This is a genomic window from Pantoea sp. KPR_PJ (assembly GCF_041386365.1).
GTDB lineage: Bacteria > Pseudomonadota > Gammaproteobacteria > Enterobacterales > Enterobacteriaceae > Pantoea.
In genome coordinates this window covers 31,127-54,900 of record NZ_JABMIK010000007.1, presented here as the reverse complement: position 1 = coordinate 54,900, position 23,774 = coordinate 31,127, and the positions used below count along the sequence as shown (strand labels likewise).

Below are 23,774 nucleotides of genomic sequence, written 5' to 3'. Positions count from 1 at the left end.
TCCATGCGCACGCTGATTTTCGACACCGACATCGGCGTAGATGACGCCTTTGCACTCGCCTTTGCCGCGCGGACACAGCGTTTGCTGGGCATCACCACCGTTTTTGGCAACGTGGCGGTCGGGCAGGCGGTAAAAAATGCCCGTCTGTTTTGCGAAAAAATGCAGATTGACGTGCCGATCTATCGCGGCTGCTCACGTCCGCTGGCGCTGACGCCCAGTGAACCGGCGAAGCTGCATGGTGAGGATGGTCTGGGCGACGCCTTTGTGAACCCTTACAGCGATATCGCGCCGGGTGCCGTGCAGTTTATTATCGACAGCGTTCGTGCGCAGCCGCATGAGATCACGCTGGTGGCGATTGGCCCCCTGACCAATATTGCCAGCGCCATCAACCAGGCCCCCGATATTATTCCGCTGGTCAAAGAACTGGTGATCATGGGCGGTGCGTTCGGCACCGATGGCCACAGCGGTAACGTAACCCCTTTCGCCGAGTTTAATATCTGGAAAGACCCGCACGCCGCCGATCAGGTGCTTAGCTCAGCGCTGAACGTGGTAGTGATACCGCTCGACGTTACTCATAACGTGTTGATCAGTAGCGAAGAAGTGCATCAGCTAAATCAGCCAGTCCTGAGCGCTATTGTACGCCCTTTTCTGGCTTACAGCCTGCAAAAAGAGGGCTTCGACGGCATGGCCCTGCATGACACGCTGGCGATCGCCTGGCTGTGCCAGCCCGAGGCGTTCCGGCTGGTGCAAAGCCCGCTGCGCGTGATTACCGAGGGTATCGCCTGCGGACAAACGGTGCGTAAGATTGGTCCGCTGGCGTCCCGGGAAGACCCTTTCCACCACCTGCCCACCCAGCGCATCGCGCTGGGCGTCGATGCCGCACTGGTGCGCAATCGTTTTTTGTGCACGCTTAGCGATCGAAATGGATCACCCCCTTAATCAGTTCGCGGTTATTGATCACCTGCGGCTCGAAGGTTTCCGCCAGGGTTGAGAAGGCAAAGTGCGCGTTGAGTATCATCGCAGCGTGTAGCCTGCCGCTCGCCATCAGTTCCCGTACACGGTCAAAATCTTCGCGTGTGGCGTTGCGGCTGCCCATTATCGTGGCCTCTTTTTTATGAAACTCGCTGTCCGGGATCACCAGATCGCCCTTGTGCAGGCCAACATAGACGAGGGTGCCGCCGTGACGCATCAGATTGACCGCATTATTCATCGCGGCCGGGCTGCCCGTCGCATCGATCACCTTCAGCGCCAGCCTGCCGTTAAACTGCGCGCGCAGCGCCTGATAAAAATCGTCACTGGTCGGGTCGATGGTTGCCAGACCCAGGGCTTTCTCGGCGTGCGCGCGGCGGAATTCACTGGTGTCCGCCACGACAACCTTTGCGCCTGCCGCTGCCGCAATCGCCGCGACGCCGAGGCCAATCGGCCCGGCCCCCACCACCAGCACATGCTCATCTGCGCTGACGTTTGCCCGGCGTACCGCATGCGCACTGATGGCGAACGGCTCAATCAGCGCTGCCGCTTCCGGCGCAACGTTATCGACCGGTAGCAGGTTGCTGGCAGGCACGGCAAGATAGTCGCAGAAGCCGCCATCCTGATGCACGCCCGTTACCGAGATATTCTCACAGCAGTTAGTTTTGCCGCTCTGACAGGCGTCGCAGCGCAGGCAGGAGAGGTAGGGAATAAGCGCCACGCGCTGGCCTGGCATCAGCCCCTCAACGCCCGCGCCCAGCGCCACCACTTCGCCGCACAGCTCGTGGCCCAGCACGCGTGGGTAGCTAAAGAAGGGCTGATTGCCCGACCAGGCATGAATATCGGTGCCGCAGATCCCGGCCGCGATCATTTTAATTAGCGCCTCGCCCGCCGCAGGCAAAGGCTGCGGGCGCGTGGCCCAGACCATTTTTTTGGGTTCAGCGATGACCAGGGTGTTCATTGTTGTCATGGTGGCTCTCCGGTTGTCCTGACGCAGTTATGGCGAATTGATTGCGGGCGAGCTTTTTTGTCCGCGCATTCTGTGAGACACCGCGATTTTTTTGGGATTTGAATGGTTTTTAATGAATAAAAACCCGGAGAAGCCCGTGAGCCGAAACCTTAATCTGCGCCAGAACGTGATTAACCAGATGCTGGAAGGCATTGCCCAGCGTCATATCCGCTCGCCGCTGCCTGCCCAGGCGGCGCTGGCGGAGATGTTCAACATCAGCCGCACAACGGTACGCCATACGCTGCACTATCTGCATCAGCGCGGCATACTGGAAAAGGTGGCGGGCACCTGGGTTATTGTGCGTCAACCCGCGGAGAGCGATGGCTTCAGCGAGCTGGCATCGCCCATTGAGCAGCAGGCCAGCCAGTTTGAGCAGGCCTTTTTTGAGATGATCAACCAGCGCCAGCTGTTACCCGGCGACGCCTTCAGCGAGTTGCAGCTGGCGCAGCGGGTCAGGGTTAGCCCGGTAGTGGTGCGAGAGTTTCTGCTGCGCTTTATGCGCTACGACCTGCTGGAGCCGGTGACGCGCGGCCGCTGGCGCATGAAGAAATTCACGCTCGACTACGCCGATAAGCTGTTTGAGCTGCGTGAGATGCTGGAAACCCACGCCCTTACGCGCTTTCTCAACCTGCCGCCGCAGGATGAGCGCTGGATCCAGGCGCGCGACCTGCTCGATCGCCACCGTGCTCTGCGCGACACCATCGCCAGCGACTATCGTCAGTTCGCTGCGCTGGATAAAGAGCTGCACTCGCTGATCCTCTCTGCCGCCAGCAACCCCTTTTTCAACCACTCGCTGGAGATTATCTCCGTGATTTTTCACTCGCATTATCAGTGGGATGAGCGCGATCTCAAACAGAGAAATATCGTGGCACTGGAGGAGCATATGGCGCTGCTCTCTGCGCTGATTAGCCGCCGGGACGTGGATGCGCTGCTGGCGCTGCATACCCATCTCGCCACGTCGCGCTCCTCCATGGCACGCTCAATCCGCCAGTACAATTAAAAACCGATTAAAAACCACAAAGCATTAGCTCCCGCACGAATCAGAAACATCTCCGCAACATTGCGTCAGCATTGGCTCTAGTCTCGACTGCAACGTCATGGCGCCTGCTGGCGCGCCGTGTTTCCTGCTGTCACATAATGATAAGTACCCAGTTACGGGAGAATGCCATGGAAAATTCATCGGTCAGCGGCCGTCATTCGTCGACCGCCGATGCGACGCCGGAGCAGGATTATGTTCCGGCGCGCAGCGATGTGGTGCGCTCGCCGCGCATTCGCAAAATTCAGATCACCGCTATGCTGCTGCTGCTGTTCGCCGCCGTGATTAACTACCTCGACCGCAGTTCGCTTTCCGTGGCTAACATGACCATCCGCGAGGAGCTGGGCCTGAACGCAACGGAGATTGGCATGCTGCTCTCGGCTTTTTCACTGGCGTATGGTCTGGCCCAGTTGCCCTGTGGCGCGCTGCTCGATCGTAAAGGCCCGCGCATTATGCTGGGGATTGGGATGTTTTTCTGGTCGCTGTTTCAGGCAGCAGCCGGGCTGGTGCACAACTTCACCCAGTTTATTCTGGTGCGCATTGGCCTCGGCATCGGGGAAGCACCAATGAACCCGTGCGGCGTTAAAGTCATTAACGACTGGTTCAATATTAAAGATCGCGGCATGCCGATGGGCTTTTTTAACGCCGCCTCAATGATTGGCCTGTCAGTCGCGCCGCCGGTGCTTGCTGCCATGATGCTGGCGTTCGGCTGGCGTGGCATGTTCGTGATTATCGGCGTGCTGGGTATGTTCCTGGCGGTAGGCTGGTACATGATTTATCGCGATCGCGACAACAGTAAGCTCAGCGCAGAAGAGATCCATTATCTACAGGCGGGCAGCGTGGCCTCACGCAAGGAGCCGCTGAGCTTTGCGGAGTGGCGCGGTCTGTTTAAGCAGCGCACCATGTGGGGCATGATGATTGGCTTTAGCGGTATCAACTATACCGCGTGGCTCTATATCGCGTGGCTGCCGGGCTACCTGCAATCCACCTACCATCTGGATCTGAAAAGCACCGGCCTGCTGGCAGCGATTCCGTTCCTGTTCGGCGCGGCGGGTATGCTGCTCAATGGCTATACGGTGGATGCGCTGGTGCGTCGCGGCTTCGATGCGGTAAAAACCCGGAAGGTGTGCATTATCTCCGGCATGCTGCTGTCGGCAGCCTTTACCGCCTTCGTGACGCGTGCCACCGATACCACCAGCGCCGTTACGCTGATTGGCATGGCGCTGTTCTGCATTCACTTTGCTGGTACTTCCTGCTGGGGACTGATCCACGCCAACGTAACGGCGCGCATGACCGCCTCGGTGGGCAGCATCCAGAACTTTGCCAGCTTTGTATTCGCCTCTTTTGCCCCGGTGATTACCGGCTGGGTGCTGGACACCACACAGTCATTCAGCCTTGCGCTGATGATCTGCGCCGGTATCGCGGTGGTGGGCGCACTGGCCTATCTGGTGCTGGTGCGCAAACCGATTACCGACGGCGCCTGATCAGTGAGCCGGGCACCCTGCCCGGCTAGTTCAGCTTATGCAGCGTTACGCCATAGCGCGCGCCGTAGCGTTCAATCCCGCCGATCACCTTCTCCACGCTGAGCGCGGGCGGCGGAGCGAAGAGCGGCGCCCGTGCCCGCAGCGCAGCGTCGAAACGCGCAAGCGCGGCGAAATCGTGGGGATAACGTTCCATGTCCACGCCGACAAATGCCCCCTCCTGCATGGCGCGATCCAGTAGACCCTGCCAGCGTGCGAGAGAGGCCATGCCAATGCTCTCCGTGCCCGACGAAAAGAGCATCATATCGATGTTGCGATAGCGCGGCTGGCGATCGAGAAAGCGCGCCAGTGACGCGGCAGAGGACTCACTGCCGGACATCAGCCAGAACGGAATTGCGTGCTGGCGCATGGCGCACCAGGGGTCCATCATCAGATAGCTGTCCACCATCAGCCGCGTAGCATGGATGCCCGCAGCCAGATACCAGTCACGATAGATTTCCGCCACCACAAAGCTCAGCGCTTCGGGATCCTGATAGCGTATCTCCAGCAGCCGCCAGCCCTGATCTGCCGCCAGCTTTTGCAGCGGCGACTTCAGGTACTCATCCAGTCCCCATTCGGCCTCCGGCACATTGTCGGTCGGCGCAGGTGCATGCCACCGCTCGCGTTCGCTGCCGTGGTGCGCCAGGAACTCCGCTACGCGGCCACCTCCCTGTAAATACTCTTTTTCCGTGGCACCGTTCAGCCCGCCAAACTGAAAAAAGGAGCGATCGCTGGTGCGCGTTACCGGCCATTGCCGCGTGCAGTGGCTGACAAACAGCGTACCTTTGCCCGGCAGACTGCGCATCAGAAACTCATTAAAGGCCAGCGGTAAGGCGCGCAGCTTCAGATGAAAGTAGCGCATGCGATCGAGCATCAGCCGGTCCTGGTTAGGATCCTGGATATGGTGTACCGCCAGACGTGGCCAGGCCGCCAGCAGTCCTGCGGCGATCGCCTTACCCTGCTCAAAACCTGCCAGCGCATCGTCGGGATCGCTCTGCGGCACACGTACCGGGCAAAGAAAGGTCTGGGGCAGCCAGGGCGCACCCGCCGCTGCCGCCAGATGGGTCAGCGCGCCATTTGACGAGCCGATAAACGCAGCGGGATAGTCGCGCTCCGGGTATTCACTCACCATCCATTCGGCGATGCCCTCAATATCCAGCTCGCCAGCCTGGGACGCTGTAATCCCCTCCGTCTTGCCACCCACCGCGTAGCCCCAGTCCCGCAAGCGGGTAGGCAGGCGATTCAGCGAAGGCAACAGGCGATTGAGCATGGGTGACGTGTCGCTGTCATCGAACGGTTTGTCATGCAGCGTATGGGCGAGCGCCATCAGCATAGCGGTCGCAGAGTCGAAACGGGCGATGCCCCTGGGTGGTTTACTCATCCTGATTCTCCTGCTGAATGCGCGTCAGAAAGGGACGGATGGCGTGGCGAAAGCTCCACGGATAGACGTAATGCAGCGTATGGGTGCCCCCGCGCAGCGTCAGGACTTCGCCTTGCGGCAACAGCGCTCCCAGCTCCTCGACCCAGCGCGCAGGCGATACCGTATCGCGTGAGCCGCGCAGCAGCAGCGTCGGCACGTTGATATAGGCCAGGCGATGTTCGATGCGGTCGCGCATCAGCAGTCGGTGGGTTTTCACCGCGCGCCACAGCCCGGCTTTGGCGTAATCGATGCGCGTTAGCGAGGCGGGTGAACGGTGCTGTTCCAGATGGGCATTGCGCCAGCCGCGCCAGGCCTGACGCAGCAGGCTGCGTGCATGGCGGTCCACCGTCGGGCCCTGCATCACCAGACCCGCTACCGCCCCGGGATGGCGCACGGCCAGCGCCGCAAGAACCTGGCAGCCTGAGGCGCTACCAATCCAGATAGCGCGCGACAGCTGATTGTGCTGAAGCCACTCCCAGAGCGCATCCGCCTGCTCTTCTACCGTAAGCACCCGCAGAGAAGAGGCAAGGGTGCTGGCCCCAAAGCCTGGCAGATCGGGCACCAGCACGCGGTAGTTATGGCTAAGCGCCAGCGCCAGCTCCTCCATTGCCCGCCCCGACCTCAGCAGATCGTGCACCAGCACCAGCGGCAGGCCAGGGATATCATGCGGCGTGACGCGGGTAAACATGCGAAATTCCCCGACCTGCTGAAAGTATCCGGCAAGGCCAGCATGGTGGCTGCGGGGTGAAACAGGTGGCGTCTGCTTTAAATGCTGCCACTGCTTAACGCCCCACCAGGTCGCCGCTGCGCCCAGCCCCAGCCCGGCCAGCAGCGCCCCGCTTTTCCAGCGCGCCGGTTGTTCCTTTTTTCTCATCGACTGCTCCTGAACAGGATTGTGTCACTTCAGTGTAGGCGGCGAAATCGTGACCAGCAGGTGAGACAGGGCAAAGTTATTTCAGGGACGTGCCAGACGCGCTTCGCACTGCTGCGCGATTTCCCACAGCCGATGGCGGATCACCTGCTTGAGATGCAGCGTTGACTGCGACTGTGGTCGATCGCGACGGCTGATCAGCATCACCTCAAACGGCAGCGGCTGCGTGACCGGCAGCAGCGTCAGCTGATCGGCGTAGCGGCAGGCGGTAAAGAGATCGACGATGCCGACCCCACCGCCCGCCAGCACCATATCCGCAATAACGGAGTAGGTTTTTATCGAGAGCGACACCGCCGGGTAGAGCTTTTTGTCGTAGAGCGCGCGGTGCAGCACGCGCCCCAGCGGATCCTGCGCCTGCATCAGCAGCAGGTTATTGGCGCAAAGCCACTCCAGCGACACCGGCTCTTCGCGCTGGAGCTGGGGGGGCAGCAGCGCCACCATTGAAGAGTGAAACAGCGGCTCCGCCAGCAAATCTGCGTCGACCTGCTGGCCAAACACCAGCGCAAAATCGAGCTGATCATCAAGGATATTGCGGCACAGCGTGGAAAAATGCTCGGTGACCAGCTCGACGTTGACCGCTGCCGCCTGCTGCCGATAGCGCACCAGTGCAGGTGCCATCACCATCTGGCCAAAGGCGTGCGCCGCGCCGACGCGTACCCTCTGACTCTCACCGCGCCGCAGCTGATCCGCCAGCTGATTAATCGCCTGCAGCCGGTGGTAAAGCGCGTCGACCTCTGGCAGCAACCGTCGCCCTTCCGCAGTGATCGCCAGTCCCTGTGCACCACGCTCAAACAACGCAAAGCCCAGCTGTTGCTCGGCATGGTTGAGCACGCGGCTGATATTGGGCTGGGAAACGTTCAGCAGGCGCGCTGCGCCGCTGAGGGTGCCCGCCTGCACAATCGCCTGAAAAACTTCGATATGACGCAGACGCATGGTTATTCGCCCCAGGTTGCTTCCAGCACGCGCAGCCAGTTGCCGTAGCAAATTTTGTGCAGCAGCTCAGAAGAGTAGCCGCGCGCTGCCAGCGCTGCGACCAGCCGGGGAAAACCGGCCGCGTCGCGGAAGTCGTCGGGCATCGTGGCACCGTCGAGATCGGAGCCAAAACCCACGCCATCTTCGCCGACCTTGTCGAGAAGATACTCCACGTGGCGGACAATTTCTTCCAGGCTGGTCGGCGCATCGCGCTGGCCATCTTCGCGCAAAAAAGGCACGGCGAAGTTCACTCCGACAAAGCCTCGCGTCTCGGCAATCGCCGCCAGCTGGCGATCGGTCAGATTGCGTGACTGGGCGCTGAGCGCATGGGCGTTTGAGTGGCTGGCAACCAGAGGAGCGTCGCTGACGGCCGCAGTGTGCCAGAAGCCTTTTTCATCCATATGGGAGAGATCGACCAGAATGCGGCGTTGGTTGCAGTGGCGTACCAGCGCCTTGCCCGCCGCGGTCAGTCCGCTGCCGGTGTCGGGCGAGGAGGGATAGCGAAAGGGAACGCCCTCACCGAACTGATTAGGGCGGCTCCAGAGCGGCCCCAGGCTACGCAGCCCGCTGGCGTAAAGAATATCGAGCAGTTCGCCGTTGACGTCCAGCGCCTCTGCGCCCTCGATGTGCATCACTACCGCCAGCCTGCCGCGGGTCATGCAGTGGCGAATATCACGCACGCTCCGGCAAATTTTGATCTCTGCAGGCGAAGCCTGCTCGATGCGCATCAGCAGGGCCAGCATAGAGAACGTCGCGTCACGCGCGTATGCCATCGCCTCTTCAGAGAGCGAAAAGGGATGTGGCGCGTTTCTTGCAGCACTCCGATCGTCCGTCGCGGCAACAGAGGGATGCCCAGGCGCCCAGGCAGCAAACAGCCCCCCCGCCACATTGCCCTGACGCAGGCGAGGAAAATCGAGCTGGCCCGAAGGGGTTCCCTGCAAAAACGCGTGAACCGCATCCGGGCGATGATGCTGCCACAGCCGACACAAGACGTCGTTGTGACCATCGAATACGGGGATGTCCGGCCGTGCCTGATGATGATTTTCCGACATTTTTTAGTTTCCGTTTGCAAAGGGTATTGCACAAAAGCGGCATGCAGGCGGCGCGGGCGCACCAAAAAAGAGCAGGCGTTTTATGCGGCGTAGAGAGCGATTATTAATCGCCTGCGACCGGACGACTGTCAAGCTAAAAAACAGACTAAACTCATTTTTTATTATTAATAATCAATAACCTGGAGTTAAAATGGTCACCAGAAGACGCTTTATCGCAGGATGCACCGCCGCGCCCTTTTTATCCTGGCTCAGCCTCAATTCAGCCTTTGCCGCCACGCCTTCCGGCATGCTGGTTATGGCGATGCAGCTCGACAATATGACCAGTCTCGACCCACACGAAAGTTTTGAAGTCACCGGCGGCCAGATCTGCGGCAACCTCTATCAGAAACTGGTGCAGCCCGATTCGCAGCAGGCAGATAAGGTGATCGGCATGCTGGCGCAGCGCTGGGAGGCGAACAGCGACGGCTCGGTGTTTACGTTCTATCTCGATCCCGCAGCGACGTTTGCTGACGGCACACCCGTTACCGCGGAGGATGCGGCCTTTTCTATTGAGCGCATCGTAAAGCTGGATAAAAGTCCGGCCTTTATCATTAACCAGTTCGGCTTTACAAAAGAGAACGTGACCAGCAAGGTGACGGCGAAAGATGCCCATACGCTGGAGATGACGCTGGGCGCACCCGCCTCGGAGTCGTTCCTGCTCTACTGTCTCTCCGCCACGGTCGGCAGCATCGTGTCGAAAAAAGCCTGCCTCGCCAACCAGCAGAACAACGACTTTGGCAACGCCTGGCTGAAGCAACACAGCGCTGGCTCGGGCGCGTTTACGCTGCGCAGCTGGAAAGCGAGTGAAACGGTGATTCTGGAACTGAGCCCGCAGTACGCCAGTCAGAGCGCCATCAAGCGCGTTATCCTCAAGCATATCGCTGACCCCGCCGCACAGTCGCTGATGCTGCAAAAAGGCGACGTGGACGTCGCCTACGATCTCACCACCGAACAGCTCAAGCCGCTACAATCGGGCACTGACGTCACGCTGGTGAAGCAGCCGCTTTCTGCCATTATGCTGATGTCCTGTAATACCACCCATCCGCAGCTGCAAAAGCCGCAGGTGTGGCAGGCGCTTAAGTGGGCAATCGACTACGACAGCATTCAGAAAAATATCCTGTCGCTGACCTACAACGTGCACCAGAGTTTTCTTCCTTCCGGCTTTCCGGCGGCGCTCGACGACGCGCCTTTCCATCGCGATGTAGACAAAGCGAAAGCGCTGCTGGCGGAAGCGGGCTACCCGGACGGCTTCGAAATTACCCTCGATCACTACTCAATGCAGCCCTATCCCGATATCGCCCAGGCGATTCAGACCCAGCTTGGCGCCATCGGCATTAAGGTGTCGCTCATCGCCTCGGAGAACCGTCAGGTGCTGACCAAAATGCGCGCGCGTCAGCATCAGCTGGCGATCACCTCGTGGGGCGCGGACTACTTCGATCCGCACTCCAATACGGAAGCCTTCTGCGTCAATACCGACAACACTACCGGCGCACGCAACCGCACCCTGGCCTGGCGCTGCGGCTGGTCAGACGACGAATTCAACCAGCTCACCGCTCAGGCGCTGCACGAAAGCGACCCGGCGCAGCGCCTCGCGCTGTATAAAAAAATACAGCAGCAGCATCGGGAGAAGAGTCCGTTTATTTTTATGATGCAGCAGATCCAGACCACCGCCTGCGCGAAGACGCTCTCTGATGTCCATATGACCGTACTGGAACAGTGGCCTTACCAGCAGGTGAAAAAAGCGTGACGGGCGCGATAAGACGCGGCGTCAGCTCGCTGGGCAGCCTCCTGCTGACGCTGTTTGGTTTGACGGTGCTGACCTTCTTTATCGGTCGGGTAATGCCGACCGATCCGGTGCTGGCGGCGGTGGGCGACAACGCGCCACAGTCGGTGGTGGAGCGGGTACGCGCGGAAATGGGGCTGGATCAGCCCCTCTACGTGCAGTTCGGCCACTATCTGAATCAACTCTTGCATGGCGATTTGGGCCGTTCAGTTCTCACCTCAAACAGCGTCACCAGCGATATTGCCCGCTTTTTCCCGGCCACCATGGAGCTGGCGACAGCGGCAATCGTCATTGCCGCGCTGGCTGGCATTCCTCTCGGCGTCTGGGCGGCGGTGCGGCAAGGCACCTGGATCGATCAGTCCATTCGCGTGGTCTGTCTGGCGGGCCATTCGCTGCCGGTATTCGTGCTGGCGCTGCTCAGCCTGCTGCTGTTCTATGCGGTGCTCGGCATTGCGCCGGGACCGGGGCGGCAGGATATTATCTGGCAGGATATGATCCCGCAGGTCACCGGGTTTCTCACCCTCGATTCGCTGCTGGCGGGTGAATATGAGGCCTTCCGCGACGCGCTGGCGCACATGGCGCAGCCGGTCTGTATCCTCGCCTACTTCAGCATGGCCTACATCACGCGTATGACCCGCACCTTTATGCTCAACGCGCTTAGCGGCGAGTTTGTGATGACGGCGCGCGCCAAGGGGCTGTCGTCACGCCGCGTCATCTGGCGTCACGCCTTTCCAACGGTGGCGGTTCAGCTGATCACGGTGCTGGCGCTCACCTATGCCGGCCTGCTGGAGGGCGCGGTCGTGACGGAAAATGTCTTCGCCTGGCCTGGCCTCGGCCAGTATCTCACCACGTCGCTGATGAACGCCGACATGAATCCGGTGGTGGGCGCCACGCTGCTGGTTGGTACGGTTTACGTGCTGCTCAACCAGCTCGCCGACCTTCTCTATCGACTCTGCGATCCACGGGTAAAATAATGTCTCTTTCTCGTAACTGGCTGCTTGCTGATTCACCCGCTACCCGCCAACAGGCGGTATGGGGACGTCGCTATCGCCTGTGGCTCAGCCTGCGCAGCAATCCGCTGGCGACAGGCGGCCTGGCGGTGATTCTGCTGATGCTGCTGCTGGCGGTCGCCGCGCCGCTTCTGACGCCCTGGGACCCCGGCGCGCAGCACCTGGACAACCGTCTGGCGGGGCCGTCCGCTGCGCACTGGCTGGGTACCGACGAGCTTGGACGCGATCTCTGGACGCGTATCATTTACGGCGGTCGCACTACACTCGGCATGGTCATTGCCGTAGTGGCGCTCACCGCCCCGCTCGGCCTGCTGATTGGCTGCGTTGCCGGTTATCTCGGCGGCGTCATTGACAAGGCACTGATGCGTATCACCGATATTTTTCTTGCCTTTCCTCGCCTGATCCTGGCGCTGGCGTTCGTCGCTGCGCTCAAGCCAGGCGTCGAAAGTGCAGTGCTGGCAATCGCCCTCACCGCCTGGCCACCCTATGCCCGACTGGCGCGCGCGGAAACGCTGCAGTTTCGCCAAAGCGACTTTATCGCTGCCAGCCGTCTGACCGGTGCGTCGCCGCTGCGCATCATTCTGCGGCATATCATGCCGCTGTGCGTGCCGAGCCTGGTTGTGCGCGTCACGCTCGACATGAGTTCCATCATTATTACCGCCGCCAGTCTTGGTTTCCTCGGCATGGGCGCGCAGCCACCGTCGCCGGAATGGGGCACGATGATCGCGACCGCGCGTCGGTTTCTCTTCAGCGAATGGTGGGTGCCGCTGATGCCGTGCATCGCGATTTTTCTCACCTCGCTGGCCTTTAACTTTCTCGGCGACGGCCTGCGCGACGTCCTCGATCCCAGGGAGCGCTAAATGCTGGTGGAAATAGAAAATTTGCGTATCACTTTTCGCAGCCGCGCTGAAACCTTTGAAGCGGTACGCGGCGTCAGCTTTAGCGTCGGTAAAGAGAAATTCGCTATCGTTGGCGAGAGCGGCTCGGGTAAATCGCTCACGGCGCGCAGCCTGATGCAGCTGCTGCCGGGCAACGCCGAGGTCAGCGCCGACGCGCTGCGTTTTGACGGCATCGATTTGCGCAATGCCAGTGAGAAAACGCTGCGGCAGATTCGCGGCAGACGCGTCGGCTTTATTCTTCAGGATCCAAAATATTCGCTTAACCCGGTTATGACGATTGGCCAGCAGATCGCTGAAGCCTGGCGCGAGCACAAAGGCGGCAGCAAAAAAGCCGCGATGCAGGCGGCAGTCGGCCTGCTGGAGCAGGTGAAAATCCGTGACGCCGCCGCTGCGGCGCAGCGCTACCCGCATGAGGTTTCCGGCGGCATGGGGCAGCGCGTGATGGTTGCCATGATGCTGGCACCCGATCCCGAGCTGCTGATTGCCGATGAACCCACCAGCGCGCTCGACGCAACGGTGCAGGCGGACATTCTGCGCCTGATTGATGACCTGGTCTCAGCGCGCGGCATGGGGCTGATCCTGATCAGTCACGATCTGCCACTGGTGTCGCACTTCTGCGATCGCGTGGCGGTGATGTATGCCGGACGTATCGTCGAGCTGCTGGATGCCCGCCAGCTGCATCAGGCGCAGCATCCCTACACCCAGGGGCTACTGGCCTGCCTGCCGTCGCTGCGCCATCCGCGCACGCGCCTGCCCACGCTGCAACGCGACGCCGCATGGCGCGATTAGGAGAAAGCGATGTTTGACATTGATCGGCTGGAGGTGCGTTTCGGCGCGCATCGCGCCGTTAGAGCGGTTTCGTTCCAGGTTGGCAGCGGCGAGAGTTTTGGCATGGTGGGCGAAAGCGGCTCGGGCAAATCGACGGTGCTGCGCGCGCTGGCAGGCCTGAACCCTGACTGGCACGGCGAGATTCGCTTTGGTGGCATGGCGCTGACCGCCAGGCGCGGCCGCCCCTTTTTTCGCCAGGTGCAGATGGTGTTTCAGGACCCCTACGGTTCGCTGCATCCGCGCCAGACAATCGACCGCATTTTGCATGAGCCGCTGCTGGTGCATCGCCTCGATCGCGCCGAACAGCGCATCAGCCAGGCGCTGAGCGACGTAGGTCTGCCCGCGGCGGCACGCTTCCGCTATCCGCATCAGCTCTCCGGCGGCCAGCGCCAGCGCGTGGCGATTGCCCGCGCGCTGATCGCTGAACCGCAGGTGCTGCTGCTGGATGAGCCGACCTCCGCGCTGGATGTTTCAGTGCAGGCGGAAATCCTCAATTTGCTCAGCGATCTGCGCAGCGCGCGCAATCTTACCTATATTCTGGTTACGCATAATCTGGCGGTGGTTGCGCATCTTTGCCAGCGTATCGGCGTGATGCAGCATGGCGAAATGGTGGAGCAGTTAAGCGCAGACGATCTGCGCGCGCGACGCATCCATCATCCGCACACCGCGCAGCTTTTTGATTTAAGCACGGGACTGGAGGAGCCGGTATGACGCTGGAGTGGCAACGGGCGGCGGCGGTCGCCGACGAGGTGGTTCAGGGCTGGCGGCAGCCCGACGCGCCGGGTGGCGCGATCGTGCTGTTTGATGCCCGCCAGCGCCATTCGGTGCACTGCGCCGGCCAGGCGGATTTGGCGCAGCAGACACCCTTTACCCCTGATACCGTGGTGCGCTTCGCTTCCATAACCAAGCACCTTTTCGCAGCGCTGGTCACCGGGCCGGGCCGCCGCTATCTGTCGCCTGACGACCGGCTGGCCGATCATCTGCCGCAGCTGCACGGCGACAGCGGACACGTTACCGTGGGTCAGGCACTGGATATGTCGAGCGGGCTGCCGGATCTGCGTGAAACGCTGTCGCTGATTGGGCTGTCGGTCTATAACGCCACCAGCGACGCCGATCTGCTGGCGTTCCTCGCCGCGGAGGGCGGGCTGAACTACCCGCCCGGCAGCGAAGTTTCTTACACCAATACCGGCTATCGGCTGGTGGAAGAGGCGTTGAAAGCGAAAGGCGTCGGTTTTGATGCACTGCTGCAGCAGTATATCTGCCAGCCGCTTGATATCAGCCTGTCCGCTCCGGAGACCTGGTTCGACGTGGTGCCTGGCCTGGCACCCGGCTACTGGTTCAATGGCCATCGCTGGCAGCTCGCCAGCGCCGGCCTGCATCTCTCCGCCTCCGGCAGCGTCACCGGCTCGCTACGCCATCTGACGCGCTGGCTACAGGCGCTGCTCAGCGATCGCGGCCCCGGCGCGGGCGTACTACAACGCCTTAGTGCGCCGCGCCTGCTGGCTGACGGACGCGTCAGCGGCTATGGCCTGGGTCTGGCCAGCAGCCAGATCGGTACCCAGACGCTGTTTGGGCACGGCGGTTCGCACGCGGGTTACAAAAGTTATTTTCTGCTGCATCCTGAACGGCAGGCGGGCGTGGCGCTGGTAGCAAACCGGGAGGATATCGCCACCGCTGAGAGTGCCATGCGCGTCATGGCGGCGCTGCTCAACCGCACGCTGCCGGAAAAAGGTCACGAACTCACGCCTGGGCTCTATGTTGGCGAGCAGACGGCGGAGTGGCTGGAGATCGGTGGCGATACCGCGACCTGGCTCGGGGCGAGCGAAACGCTGTGGCGCGGCGACGCGCATGGCGATGCGCGCACGCTCTCCAGCACCCTGCCGATGCGCCTGCGTCATGAGGGCAGCGCCATCGCTGGCGAGGTGGGCCATGCGCCGCGTCGCTTTATCCCCGCCCAGCCCGACAGCAGCAGCTTAGCGGGGATGCAGGGACGCTGGTTTCTGCCGCAGTGGCGCAGCGAGCTGGTGATTGCGGGCGAGACGCTGACGCTGGGCATCGGTCCGGCGGCGATGGTCGCCAGCCTGCAGTCGCTGGGCGGCGATCGGGTGCTGGCGACCGCGCAGGATGGCCCGTGGCAAAAGCGCTTTATGCTGGAGCGCGACGGCAACCGGCTGCGCCTGCTGCTGAACCGCAGCCGGGTGGTGCAGTTTACGCGATAACGTTGCGTAGCCTGCCGATCTTCTCAATTTCCACTTCCACCACGTCGCCGCTGAACATAAACAGCGGCGGCGTGCGTTTTTTGCCGACCCCGCCCGGTGAGCCGGTAAAAATGACGTCGCCAGGAGAGAGCGGACTGAAAGCCGAGATGTACTCAATAATATTCGCGACGCTGTGTACCATGCTGCCGGTGGTGTCGTTCTGCACTTCGCGACCGTTGAGAAAGGTTTTGATCGCCAGCGTCTGCGGATCGCCGATGGCCTCAGCCGTGGTCATCCAGGGGCCGAAACCGCCAGTCTGCGGCCAGTTTTTTCCAGCGGTGAACCAGGTAAACTGCATGTCACGCACCGTGGCGTCCATGAAACAGCTGTAGCCTGCCACGTAGCTCAGTGCCTCATCCGCTTTCACCCGATGCGCCGGTTTGCCAATGATGACCGCCAGCTCGCCTTCGTAGTCAAATTCGCTGGTGGAGGCCGGTTTCATCAGCGGCTGGTCATGACCGGTCAGGGAGTCAGCGAAGCGGATAAACAGCGTCGGCGCATTCTGGGTTTCTGAAAACTCTTTGCGCTTGTCGGCATAGTTCATGCCGACGCAGAACACCTTACCGGGGTGGTCAATTACCGGCAGAAAGCGCAGCACATCGAAAGCATAGTCGGCGGGGCGATCGCGAAACGCCGCGAGATCCGCCAGCGAAGAGCGCTGCAGAAAGGTTTTCAGATCCGGGCACTGCGCGCCCAGGCGCGTGCCGACATCCACCACGCCGTTCTCTTTTACGATGCCGAAACTTTTAATGCCCTGGTCTGGAAGATAAAAACTGCAAAGCTGCATTACTGCCTCGTTGTTATCGATAAATTCGCGCGCAGGTTAACAAAAGATGAGACGAAAATCGTACAAACTTCCGCTCATCCGATGACATAAGCGTTAATTTTGTGTCGATGCCAGATAAGAGAAGGCGCTGAGCAGGCTGACCAGGGTGGCCATTTGCGTCGCCTGGTAGCCGACCGTAACGGCGTCGAGGCGCGTAACGCCGGGGATCAGGCAGAACAGATCCGCCAGCACCGGTTTGCTCGCCTGTAACGTTAGCCGGTAAGGCGCGCTCAGCGAGGGAACACAGCGGCCAGAGGCGCGCGAAACCGCGCGCGCCGCCGCTTCCCGGATACGCTCGCGCGCCGCCTGCGGACTCAGCGATTCGGCGCAGGTGTGGGAAATCGCGCGCTTTACGCAGACATAGTCCGCTTCGGGGTGGCGTTCCGCGATCCACTGCTGCAGGCAGTCGTCACCGCTCACCAGCCACAGCGGCGTGCCCTGCTCCGCTGCCGCTGCTGCATAGATGTCGCTTTCGCCCACCACGCGATCGTTGATCAGAATGCGCCAGAAGGCGCGGCCGTTGATGGTGTGTGCCAGCACGCCCGGCTCGCCCGCCGCGCTGTGATAGCCGATCAGCATCAGGCCATCGAAGCGCTGCTGTTCCAGCCCCTCCACCATCGAGAGCGCACGCGGTTTACCCTGCACCAGCCGGGCGCGCGCATCGATATAAGCGGCGCGCAGGTTGGTCATCTGCGCATGGCTGTCGGCGACCACCACCTCCCTCGCGCCTGCGGCGAACGCCCCCTCAATCGCGGCGTTAACCTCCTGCTCCATCAGCTCGCGCGCCAGCTGCCAGTCGGCGTGCCCAGGCGCGCATTGTTCAGGGCGCATCACGCCCGCAACCCCTTCAATATCGGCTGAGATAAAGATCTTCACGGTGTGACTCCTGCAAGGCGGTCCAGCACGTCACTGAGTGCCGGACGGTGATGGCCACGAAAGCCGGTGACGGGCTGTGCGCTGAGCAGCGCATCCAGCACCGCATGTTCGGTGGCGTCAGCGGCCGCCAGGAGCAGCGGCTCCAGCGTGGCCTCCTCCGGCGGTTGCGGTACGGACTGCGTAGAAAACGCTACCGCGATGTCGCCGGAGCCGTGTCCCCAGTAACTGCCCAGCCGCCCCAGACCGGCACCGGCGCGCTTTGCGATGCGCGTCAGCTGGCGCGCATCGAGCGGCGCGTCGGTCGCCATAATGATAATGATGGAGCCTGCGTCGCGCTGCGGCGTTAATGACGGCAGCAGCGGCGCCATCTGCTCGCCAATGCGCACGCCATCCAGCGTCAGAGACGTCAGTGCGCCAAAGTTTGCCAGCACCAGTACCCCCAGCGTGGCGTTGAGCGCCTCGATCCGTCGGGAAGCGCTGCCGATGCCGCCTTTCAGGCTGAAACAGCTCATGCCGCGTCCGGCTCCCACGCTGCCGCGCGCGAAGTCAGCATCGGCACTATCGATCGCGGCCTGCGCCATCGCCTCGGTTATCGCCATCGCCTGAATATCGTTGAGCCAGCCGTCGTTGCACTCCAGCGCCAGCGGATTGACCGTGGGAAGCGTGCGTCCCAGCTCCGGGTTAGCACGGATGGCCGTCCGCGCCAGCGTGTTGAACAGCGTGCCGATCGCCAGCGTGTTGCTGAGCAAAATCGGCGTCTGTAGCACGCCCAGCTCGGCGACCTGCACCAGCCCGACCGGCTTGGCGAAGCCGTTAAACACCGCGGTGCCGCACGGTAAGGGCCTGATAAAAAGATTCTCTCCCGGCGGCACGATCGCCGTCACGCCGGTTTGCTGCGCGTCGCACGCCAGCGTGTAGTGTCCGACGCGTACCCCTGGCACGTCGCTGATGCGGTCAGTCGGCCCACAGAGGCCGCGCGGCTGACCCAGACGGCGCGTAGTGCGCCAGCGCTGCAACAGCAGGTCGCTCTGGTGTTGGTGAAAGTCCATGGTTAGCTCTTGAGTTTAGGATCCAGCGTATCGCGTAGCGCATCGCCCAGCAGGTTAAACGCCAGCACCGTCATAAAAATGGCCAGGCCGGGAAAGACGCTAACATGCCACAGTCCTGCCATCATCATGCTGCGACTCATGGCGAGAATATTGCCCCATTCCGGCACGTCTGGTTCCGGGCCGAGGCCGATAAAGCTCAGTCCGGCGGCGGTCAGGATGCTGGTGCCGATGCGCATGGTGAAGTAAACGATCACGTTCGGCAGCGTGCCGGGAAGAATATGACGCAGCAGAATCACGCGATCCGGCGCGCCCGCACAGCGCACCGCTTCAACATAAGCGGCCTGCTTTAGCGACAGCGTCGAGGCGCGTACGATGCGCGCAAAGACCGGCACGCTGAACACCGCCACCGCAATAATCACGTTATTGAGGCCCGGCCCCAGCACCGCCACTACCGCAATCGCCAGCAGCATGCCGGGGAAGGCGAAGAGCACGTCAGCACCGCGCATGATCAGCATATCGATCCAGCGACCGTAGTAGCCTGCCAGCAGGCCAAGCAGACTGCCCGCCACCATGCCGAGCGTCACCGACACCACGCCCACGTAAAGGGAAATACGCGTACCGTAGATAATACGGCTCAGGACATCACGCCCAAGCTCGTCCGTTCCCATCCAGTGCGTACCTGACGGTGGTACAGAGAGCGCCGTCCAGTCCGGTTCCATGGGATTCCAGGGAGCCAGCCAGGGCGCGAACAGGGCCACCAGCATCAGCAACAGCACGAAACTGCCCGATGCCAGCGCCAGCGGATTGCGCGCAAAAGCGTGCAGGAAGTCGCGCCACGGCGAGCGGATCGCGTCGCTGTCGACAGTGGCGAGGGTTTGCTGACTCATCTGGCCCCCTGATTAAGACGAATTGCCGGATTGACGACCGCATAGAGCAGGTCCACCAGCAGGTTGATGAGGATAAATTCAAAGACGAACAGCATGACCAGCGCCTGAATCACCGGCTGGTCCTGCGCCTTGATCGATTCAATCAACAGCCAGCCCAAACCCGGCCAGTTAAACACGCTTTCCACTACGATTGACCCGCCCAGCAGAAAGCCAAACTGCAGGCCCAGCATGGTTATCACCGGGATAAGCGCGTTGCGCATCACATGTTTCCAGGTTACGCGCGCCGCGCGCAACCCTTTGGCGCGCGCGGTACGCACATAATCCTCCTGCGCCACCTCAAGAAAGGCTGAGCGGGTAAAGCGCGCCATGACCGCCGCCACCGACGAGCCAAGCGTGATCGCGGGGAGAATGATATCGGAGGGCTGATTGAAACCGCTGACCGAGAAGAGGCCGTACGGCATAGCAACAAACTGGATCAGCAGCAGGCCGAGCCAGAATGCCGGCATTGAAATGCCGCCAACCGCCGCGCTCATCAGCGTCCAGTCCAGCCAGCCGCCGCGTCGCAGCGCCGCCATGACGCCCAGCGCCAGCCCCAGCACCACTGACCAGGCGAATCCCGCCAGCGCCAGCCACAGCGTCGGCATAAAGCTTTTGCGGATCACCTCCAGCACCGGCTGCTGGGTGCGGTAAGTGACACCCAGGTCGCCGCGCAGAATGCCGCCCAGCCAGTTAACGTACTGCTGCGGCAGCGGATCGTTCAGGCCGAGATGCTGGCGTGCTGCCTCGACCGCCGCCGCTGGCGCGTCAGGCCCGGCGTAGATCCGCGCCGGATCGCCAGGCAGCAGCTTAATAAAGCCAAACACCAGCAGCGAAACCACCAGCAACACCGGGATCATCTCCAGCAGTCGACGCAGAATATATGCGAACATAACGCCCCTTTTTATCGTGCCGTCTGGCGTTACTGAAAGACCGCCTGATTAAAAAGCAGGTTGCCGTCTGGCAGCATCGACACGCCGCTCAGCTTCTGCGTTTTACCCACCAGATTATCTGGCGTACCAAGGAAAGCGACAGGCGCATCTTTCCACAGCAGACTCTGCGCGTCGGCGTAGGCTGCCGCGCGCTTCGCCGGTTCAGCCGTCGCCAGACCACCGGCAATCGCCTTATCCACCGCCGGATTGCTGTAGTAGGAGACGTTGTAAGAAGTCGGGACCCAGGATTCGGTGGCAAAGAGCGGACGCAGCGCCCAGTCAGCGTCGCCCGTCGAGGTCGACCAGCCGCCGTAGTAGAGATCGTACTCCGCCTGTTTTGGATCCTTTACACCCCATAGCCTGGCGTTGCGCGTGCCGGAATCCATCGGCGTGACGGTCACGCGAATGCCGACGGTTGCCAGCTGCGCCTTAAGAAACTGCGCGGCGCGAACGCTGACGGTCGCGTTGGTACACCAGAGCTTGAGATCGAGACCGTTGGGATAACCTGCCGCAGCCAGCAAGGCTTTTGCTTCATCCGGCGCATAGCGATAGTCTGGCGCGCTCTGTTTCTGATAGAACTGCACCCCGGCCGGGATCGCCGAGGTTGCAGGCGTGCCCATTCCGGCAAAGCCCACCTTCAGCCAGAGCTCGCGGTTGATAGCGTAGTTAATCGCCTGGCGCACACGCGTATCGGCCAGCGCCTTGTGCTGAGTATTGATCGCCATGTAGTAGAGATAGATGCTGGGATCGCGCTGGATCGCCAGTCGACTGTCGCTCTGCACTGCGCCGACAAGATCGGACGGCAGCGGGTAAATGGCGTCCACCTGGCCCGACTTGAGCGCCGCCACGCGCGTAGCGTCTTCCGGGCTGGGGGAGAAGATGACGCGATCCACCTTCGGCCAGCCTTTGTTCCAGTAGCCGTTGTATTTCGCCAGCGTCACCGCCTTGCCTGGCTGCCAGTCGACAAAGGAGAACGGGCCAGTGCCGACCGGATGCAAACGAAGTTGCGCCTCGTCAGGAAATGCTTTCAGCACTGTCGGGCTCCACATCACTGCCGAGGGGTGCGCCAGGGTATTAATAAAGGCACCGAACGATTCGCTCAGGTCAATCTGGACTTTATTGGGTGCCAGTACCGTGACGCTTTTGATCATGCGGTAGAGGCTGTTGCGCTTCAGTCCCTTTTTCTGATCGGCGAGCCGGTCGAGGTTAGCCTTGACCGCGTCGGCGTCAAACGGCGTACCGTCCTGAAAGGTCACGCCGTCGCGCAGGGTCAGCGTAAACTGTGTGGCATCCTCATTGCTGGTGTAATGCGTCGCCAGCCACGGCATCAGGGTCATTCTGGCATCGAACTGGAACAGCCGTTCAAATACCCCACTCTGCACCGAATAGCTGATGTTGTCAGAGGTATCGTGCGGATCGAGTCCGGTGATATCGGCGTACATAGAGATACGCAGATCCTGCGCTTGTGCAGCGCTGGCCAGACATAGCGTTAGCGCGAGGGCGACAGAGGTACGGCGAAACAATAGCTTCATAAAGGCTCCTGGTAGCAATAAACAGACGCAGTTAACGGTCCTCGGCCACCCAGTGATCGGGCGCGACCTGGCGATAACGATGCTTATTCACCGTCTCTTTTACGCTGCGAACCGGAGACGGGATTTCACCGTCGTCGAACTGGCGCTGCGGACGGTTACGCGGATCGACCACCGGCACTGAGGCCAGCAGACGCTGCGTATAGGGATGGTGTGGCTGATTAAAAAGCGACTGCCGCGGGCCGATTTCCACGATCTGTCCGAGATACATCACCGCAACGCGGTTGGCGATGCGTTCAACCACGGCCATGTCATGCGAAATAAAAATCCAGGCGACACCTGTCTGCTGCTGCAAATCCATCATCAGGTTAATGACCTGCGCCTGAACCGACACGTCCAGTGCCGAGACCGCTTCGTCGGCAATAATAATTCTGGGCCTGAGCGCCATGGCCCGGGCGATGGCGATGCGCTGGCGCTGCCCACCGGAGAACTCATGAGGATAGCGCCGCGCATGTTCCGGCAGCAGGCCGACGCTCTCTAACAGCGCCTCCACCTGCGGCGTTGCCTCGTCGAGCGAGCGCACCAGTCCGTGCAGCAGCAGCGGCTCCGCAATAGTGAAACCCACGGTCAGGCGAGGATTAAGCGACGCATAGGGATCCTGAAACACCATCTGGATTTCACGCCGCAGCGGCTGAAACTGTGCCTCTTTCAGGCTGGCGATCTCGCGGCCGGCAAACAAAATGCTGTCGGCATCGCCGTCAACCAGCCGCATGAGCGCACGACCGGTAGTTGATTTACCGCAGCCGCTTTCGCCGACAATCGCCAGCGTCTCACCCGGCCAGAGGGCAAAGTCGATCTGCTCCACCGCATGCACGCGGTGCGTCAGCGCGGAAAAGATGCCGCTGCGCACCGGAAAGCGCACGGTGAGCCCGCGCACGTCGAGCAGCGGTTTCTCGTCATAACGCGCGGTAATGTGCGCCGCTGCAACGGGTGCATTCGCGTGCAGCAGCGGAAAACGCTGCGGCCAGCGCTGCTCACGCATCTCACCCGGTTTGGGCACCGCCGCCAGCAGCGCGCGGGTATAGTCATGCTGCGGCGCGGCGAAAATTGCCTCCACGGGCCCCTGTTCGACGACGTTGCCGCGATACATCACCACAACGCGATCCGCAATTTCTGCCACCACGCCCATATCGTGCGTAATAAACAGCACCGCCATGCCTTTTTCCCGCTGGAGCGCGCGCAGAATATGGAGAATGCGCGCCTGCACCGTAACGTCGAGCGCGGTGGTGGGTTCATCGGCAATCAGCAACTGCGGGTCGCACACCAGCGCCTGTGCAATCATCACGCGCTGGCGCATGCCGCCGGAAAGCGCGTGCGGGTAGCTTTTCATTACCCGATCAACGTCAGCGATGCGCACCTGCTGCAGCAGCGAACGCGCCCGCGCACGGGCATCGGCACCGGAGCAGAGTCCGTGGTCACGCAGCGCTTCGGTAAGCTGATCGCCCACGCGCAGCACCGGGTTCAGCGAGGTCATTGGCTCCTGAAAAATCATCGCTATTTCGCGCCCGCGCAGCCTGCGCTGCTGCTCATCGCTAAGCTGGCTGAGATCGCGCGTAACGCCCTCGCGGTCGCGAAAGCGAATGGCGCCACCGTCGATGCGCGCCGAGGCTGCCAGCAGCCCCATGACCGCCAGTGAGGTTACCGATTTTCCCGATCCGCTCTCGCCGACAACCGCGACGATCTCCCCCGGCTGAATAGCGAAAGAGACGTCGTGCAGCGCCTGATGCGCGCCGCTGCGTCCGCGAAAGCTGACGCTGAGATGATCTATCGCCAGCACCGGTGTGCTGTCTGCATCCGCCACGCGGGTGGCGTCAGGCAGGCGAGAAGTCTGCGTCATCGTTGCTCCCTGTGCA

Annotated in this window: 21 protein-coding genes; 9 read left to right on the top strand and 12 right to left on the bottom strand. The window is 61.5% G+C overall.

What is annotated here, in order from left to right; translation table 11 throughout:
• The first annotated feature begins 3 nt into the window (after nt 1-3).
• Nucleotides 4-939: a nucleoside hydrolase gene (locus tag HP564_RS15005; RefSeq protein WP_371244353.1), complete on the top strand. Its 936-nt coding sequence runs from the start codon at nt 4-6 to the stop codon at nt 937-939.
• Here the strand turns inward: HP564_RS15005 and HP564_RS15000 are convergent.
• Nucleotides 911-1,939 carry a zinc-binding alcohol dehydrogenase family protein gene (locus HP564_RS15000; RefSeq protein WP_371244351.1) on the bottom strand — a complete coding sequence of 343 codons (1,029 nt, stop codon included), beginning with the start codon at nt 1,937-1,939 and terminating at the stop codon, nt 911-913. The genes HP564_RS15005 and HP564_RS15000 overlap by 29 nt on opposite strands.
• Nucleotides 1,940-2,075: 136 nt before the next feature.
• Between HP564_RS15000 and HP564_RS14995 the strand changes: the two genes are divergently transcribed.
• Both HP564_RS14995 and HP564_RS14990 read left to right on the top strand, forming a co-directional pair.
• Nucleotides 2,076-2,978: an FCD domain-containing protein gene (locus HP564_RS14995; protein ID WP_371244349.1), complete on the top strand. Its 903-nt coding sequence runs from the start codon at nt 2,076-2,078 to the stop codon at nt 2,976-2,978.
• A gap of 167 nt (nt 2,979-3,145) precedes the next feature.
• Complete coding sequence (locus HP564_RS14990) at nt 3,146-4,498, top strand: MFS transporter (protein WP_371244347.1); 1,353 nt, start codon at nt 3,146-3,148, stop codon at nt 4,496-4,498.
• 25 nt (nt 4,499-4,523) lie between these two features.
• On the opposite strand, the gene HP564_RS14985 is transcribed toward HP564_RS14990, so the two are convergent.
• The 4 genes from HP564_RS14985 to HP564_RS14970 form a co-directional block, all read right to left on the bottom strand.
• Nucleotides 4,524-5,915 carry a hypothetical protein gene (locus tag HP564_RS14985; protein ID WP_371244345.1) on the bottom strand — a complete coding sequence of 464 codons (1,392 nt, stop codon included), beginning with the start codon at nt 5,913-5,915 and terminating at the stop codon, nt 4,524-4,526.
• Nucleotides 5,908-6,828 carry an alpha/beta fold hydrolase gene (locus tag HP564_RS14980; RefSeq protein ID WP_371244343.1) on the bottom strand — a complete coding sequence of 307 codons (921 nt, stop codon included), beginning with the start codon at nt 6,826-6,828 and terminating at the stop codon, nt 5,908-5,910. Before HP564_RS14980 ends, HP564_RS14985 begins: the two co-directional genes overlap by 8 nt.
• Before the next feature lie 81 nt (nt 6,829-6,909).
• Nucleotides 6,910-7,818, bottom strand: coding sequence for a LysR family transcriptional regulator (locus tag HP564_RS14975; RefSeq protein WP_371244341.1), 909 nt, complete (start codon nt 7,816-7,818; stop codon nt 6,910-6,912).
• A 2-nt stretch (nt 7,819-7,820) separates the two neighbouring features.
• Nucleotides 7,821-8,909 carry a dipeptidase gene (locus HP564_RS14970; protein ID WP_371244339.1) on the bottom strand — a complete coding sequence of 363 codons (1,089 nt, stop codon included), beginning with the start codon at nt 8,907-8,909 and terminating at the stop codon, nt 7,821-7,823.
• A gap of 190 nt (nt 8,910-9,099) precedes the next feature.
• Between HP564_RS14970 and HP564_RS14965 the strand changes: the two genes are divergently transcribed.
• The 6 genes from HP564_RS14965 to HP564_RS14940 are packed head-to-tail and all read left to right on the top strand — an operon-like array spanning nt 9,100 to nt 15,687.
• Nucleotides 9,100-10,695, top strand: a complete 1,596-nt coding sequence (locus HP564_RS14965; RefSeq protein ID WP_371244337.1) for an ABC transporter substrate-binding protein — start codon at nt 9,100-9,102, stop codon at nt 10,693-10,695.
• Nucleotides 10,692-11,705, top strand: coding sequence for an ABC transporter permease (locus tag HP564_RS14960; RefSeq protein ID WP_371244335.1), 1,014 nt, complete (start codon nt 10,692-10,694; stop codon nt 11,703-11,705). The genes HP564_RS14965 and HP564_RS14960 overlap by 4 nt, the downstream gene beginning before the upstream one ends.
• Nucleotides 11,705-12,601, top strand: coding sequence for an ABC transporter permease (locus tag HP564_RS14955; protein WP_371244333.1), 897 nt, complete (start codon nt 11,705-11,707; stop codon nt 12,599-12,601). The genes HP564_RS14960 and HP564_RS14955 overlap by 1 nt, the downstream gene beginning before the upstream one ends.
• Complete coding sequence (locus HP564_RS14950; RefSeq protein WP_371244331.1) at nt 12,602-13,429, top strand: ABC transporter ATP-binding protein; 828 nt, start codon at nt 12,602-12,604, stop codon at nt 13,427-13,429.
• Nucleotides 13,430-13,438: 9 nt separating this feature from the next.
• The gene (locus HP564_RS14945; protein ID WP_371244329.1) at nt 13,439-14,179 is read left to right on the top strand and encodes an ABC transporter ATP-binding protein; all 741 of its coding nucleotides are present in this window, start codon (nt 13,439-13,441) and stop codon (nt 14,177-14,179) included.
• Nucleotides 14,176-15,687 carry a serine hydrolase domain-containing protein gene (locus HP564_RS14940; protein ID WP_371244327.1) on the top strand — a complete coding sequence of 504 codons (1,512 nt, stop codon included), beginning with the start codon at nt 14,176-14,178 and terminating at the stop codon, nt 15,685-15,687. Before HP564_RS14945 ends, HP564_RS14940 begins: the two co-directional genes overlap by 4 nt.
• Here HP564_RS14940 and HP564_RS14935 read toward each other — a convergent pair.
• From HP564_RS14935 to HP564_RS14905, 7 genes are all read right to left on the bottom strand, one after another.
• Nucleotides 15,677-16,513 carry a fumarylacetoacetate hydrolase family protein gene (locus HP564_RS14935; RefSeq protein WP_371244325.1) on the bottom strand — a complete coding sequence of 279 codons (837 nt, stop codon included), beginning with the start codon at nt 16,511-16,513 and terminating at the stop codon, nt 15,677-15,679. The genes HP564_RS14940 and HP564_RS14935 overlap by 11 nt on opposite strands.
• A gap of 93 nt (nt 16,514-16,606) precedes the next feature.
• Complete coding sequence (locus HP564_RS14930) at nt 16,607-17,428, bottom strand: M55 family metallopeptidase (RefSeq protein ID WP_371244323.1); 822 nt, start codon at nt 17,426-17,428, stop codon at nt 16,607-16,609.
• Nucleotides 17,425-18,477: a P1 family peptidase gene (locus tag HP564_RS14925; protein WP_371244321.1), complete on the bottom strand. Its 1,053-nt coding sequence runs from the start codon at nt 18,475-18,477 to the stop codon at nt 17,425-17,427. Before HP564_RS14925 ends, HP564_RS14930 begins: the two co-directional genes overlap by 4 nt.
• A 2-nt stretch (nt 18,478-18,479) precedes the next feature.
• On the bottom strand, nt 18,480-19,364 hold the full coding sequence (locus HP564_RS14920) for an ABC transporter permease subunit (RefSeq protein WP_371244320.1): 885 nt from the start codon (nt 19,362-19,364) through the stop codon (nt 18,480-18,482).
• Nucleotides 19,361-20,293 carry an ABC transporter permease subunit gene (locus HP564_RS14915; protein WP_371244318.1) on the bottom strand — a complete coding sequence of 311 codons (933 nt, stop codon included), beginning with the start codon at nt 20,291-20,293 and terminating at the stop codon, nt 19,361-19,363. The genes HP564_RS14920 and HP564_RS14915 overlap by 4 nt, the downstream gene beginning before the upstream one ends.
• A gap of 29 nt (nt 20,294-20,322) precedes the next feature.
• Complete coding sequence (locus HP564_RS14910) at nt 20,323-21,864, bottom strand: glutathione ABC transporter substrate-binding protein (protein ID WP_371244316.1); 1,542 nt, start codon at nt 21,862-21,864, stop codon at nt 20,323-20,325.
• 31 nt (nt 21,865-21,895) lie between these two features.
• A complete protein-coding gene (locus tag HP564_RS14905; protein ID WP_371244314.1) occupies nt 21,896-23,758 on the bottom strand; it encodes a dipeptide ABC transporter ATP-binding protein in 1,863 nt (620 codons plus the stop codon).
• Nucleotides 23,759-23,774 lie beyond the last annotated feature (16 nt).

What these genes read in the sequence shown, in the direction of transcription:
- HP564_RS15005 (WP_371244353.1), top strand. Translation starts at nt 4, where the DNA reads ATGCGCACGCTGATTTTCGACACCGACATCGGCGTAGATGACGCCTTT.
- HP564_RS15000 (WP_371244351.1), bottom strand. Translation starts at nt 1,939, where the DNA reads ATGACAACAATGAACACCCTGGTCATCGCTGAACCCAAAAAAATGGTC.
- HP564_RS14990 (WP_371244347.1), top strand. Translation starts at nt 3,146, where the DNA reads ATGGAAAATTCATCGGTCAGCGGCCGTCATTCGTCGACCGCCGATGCG.
- HP564_RS14985 (WP_371244345.1), bottom strand. Translation starts at nt 5,915, where the DNA reads ATGAGTAAACCACCCAGGGGCATCGCCCGTTTCGACTCTGCGACCGCT.
- HP564_RS14980 (WP_371244343.1), bottom strand. Translation starts at nt 6,828, where the DNA reads ATGAGAAAAAAGGAACAACCGGCGCGCTGGAAAAGCGGGGCGCTGCTG.
- HP564_RS14975 (WP_371244341.1), bottom strand. Translation starts at nt 7,818, where the DNA reads ATGCGTCTGCGTCATATCGAAGTTTTTCAGGCGATTGTGCAGGCGGGC.
- HP564_RS14970 (WP_371244339.1), bottom strand. Translation starts at nt 8,909, where the DNA reads ATGTCGGAAAATCATCATCAGGCACGGCCGGACATCCCCGTATTCGAT.
- HP564_RS14965 (WP_371244337.1), top strand. Translation starts at nt 9,100, where the DNA reads ATGGTCACCAGAAGACGCTTTATCGCAGGATGCACCGCCGCGCCCTTT.
- HP564_RS14955 (WP_371244333.1), top strand. Translation starts at nt 11,705, where the DNA reads ATGTCTCTTTCTCGTAACTGGCTGCTTGCTGATTCACCCGCTACCCGC.
- HP564_RS14950 (WP_371244331.1), top strand. Translation starts at nt 12,602, where the DNA reads ATGCTGGTGGAAATAGAAAATTTGCGTATCACTTTTCGCAGCCGCGCT.
- HP564_RS14945 (WP_371244329.1), top strand. Translation starts at nt 13,439, where the DNA reads ATGTTTGACATTGATCGGCTGGAGGTGCGTTTCGGCGCGCATCGCGCC.
- HP564_RS14940 (WP_371244327.1), top strand. Translation starts at nt 14,176, where the DNA reads ATGACGCTGGAGTGGCAACGGGCGGCGGCGGTCGCCGACGAGGTGGTT.
- HP564_RS14935 (WP_371244325.1), bottom strand. Translation starts at nt 16,513, where the DNA reads ATGCAGCTTTGCAGTTTTTATCTTCCAGACCAGGGCATTAAAAGTTTC.
- HP564_RS14925 (WP_371244321.1), bottom strand. Translation starts at nt 18,477, where the DNA reads ATGGACTTTCACCAACACCAGAGCGACCTGCTGTTGCAGCGCTGGCGC.
- HP564_RS14920 (WP_371244320.1), bottom strand. Translation starts at nt 19,364, where the DNA reads ATGAGTCAGCAAACCCTCGCCACTGTCGACAGCGACGCGATCCGCTCG.
- HP564_RS14915 (WP_371244318.1), bottom strand. Translation starts at nt 20,293, where the DNA reads ATGTTCGCATATATTCTGCGTCGACTGCTGGAGATGATCCCGGTGTTG.
- HP564_RS14910 (WP_371244316.1), bottom strand. Translation starts at nt 21,864, where the DNA reads ATGAAGCTATTGTTTCGCCGTACCTCTGTCGCCCTCGCGCTAACGCTA.
- HP564_RS14905 (WP_371244314.1), bottom strand. Translation starts at nt 23,758, where the DNA reads ATGACGCAGACTTCTCGCCTGCCTGACGCCACCCGCGTGGCGGATGCA.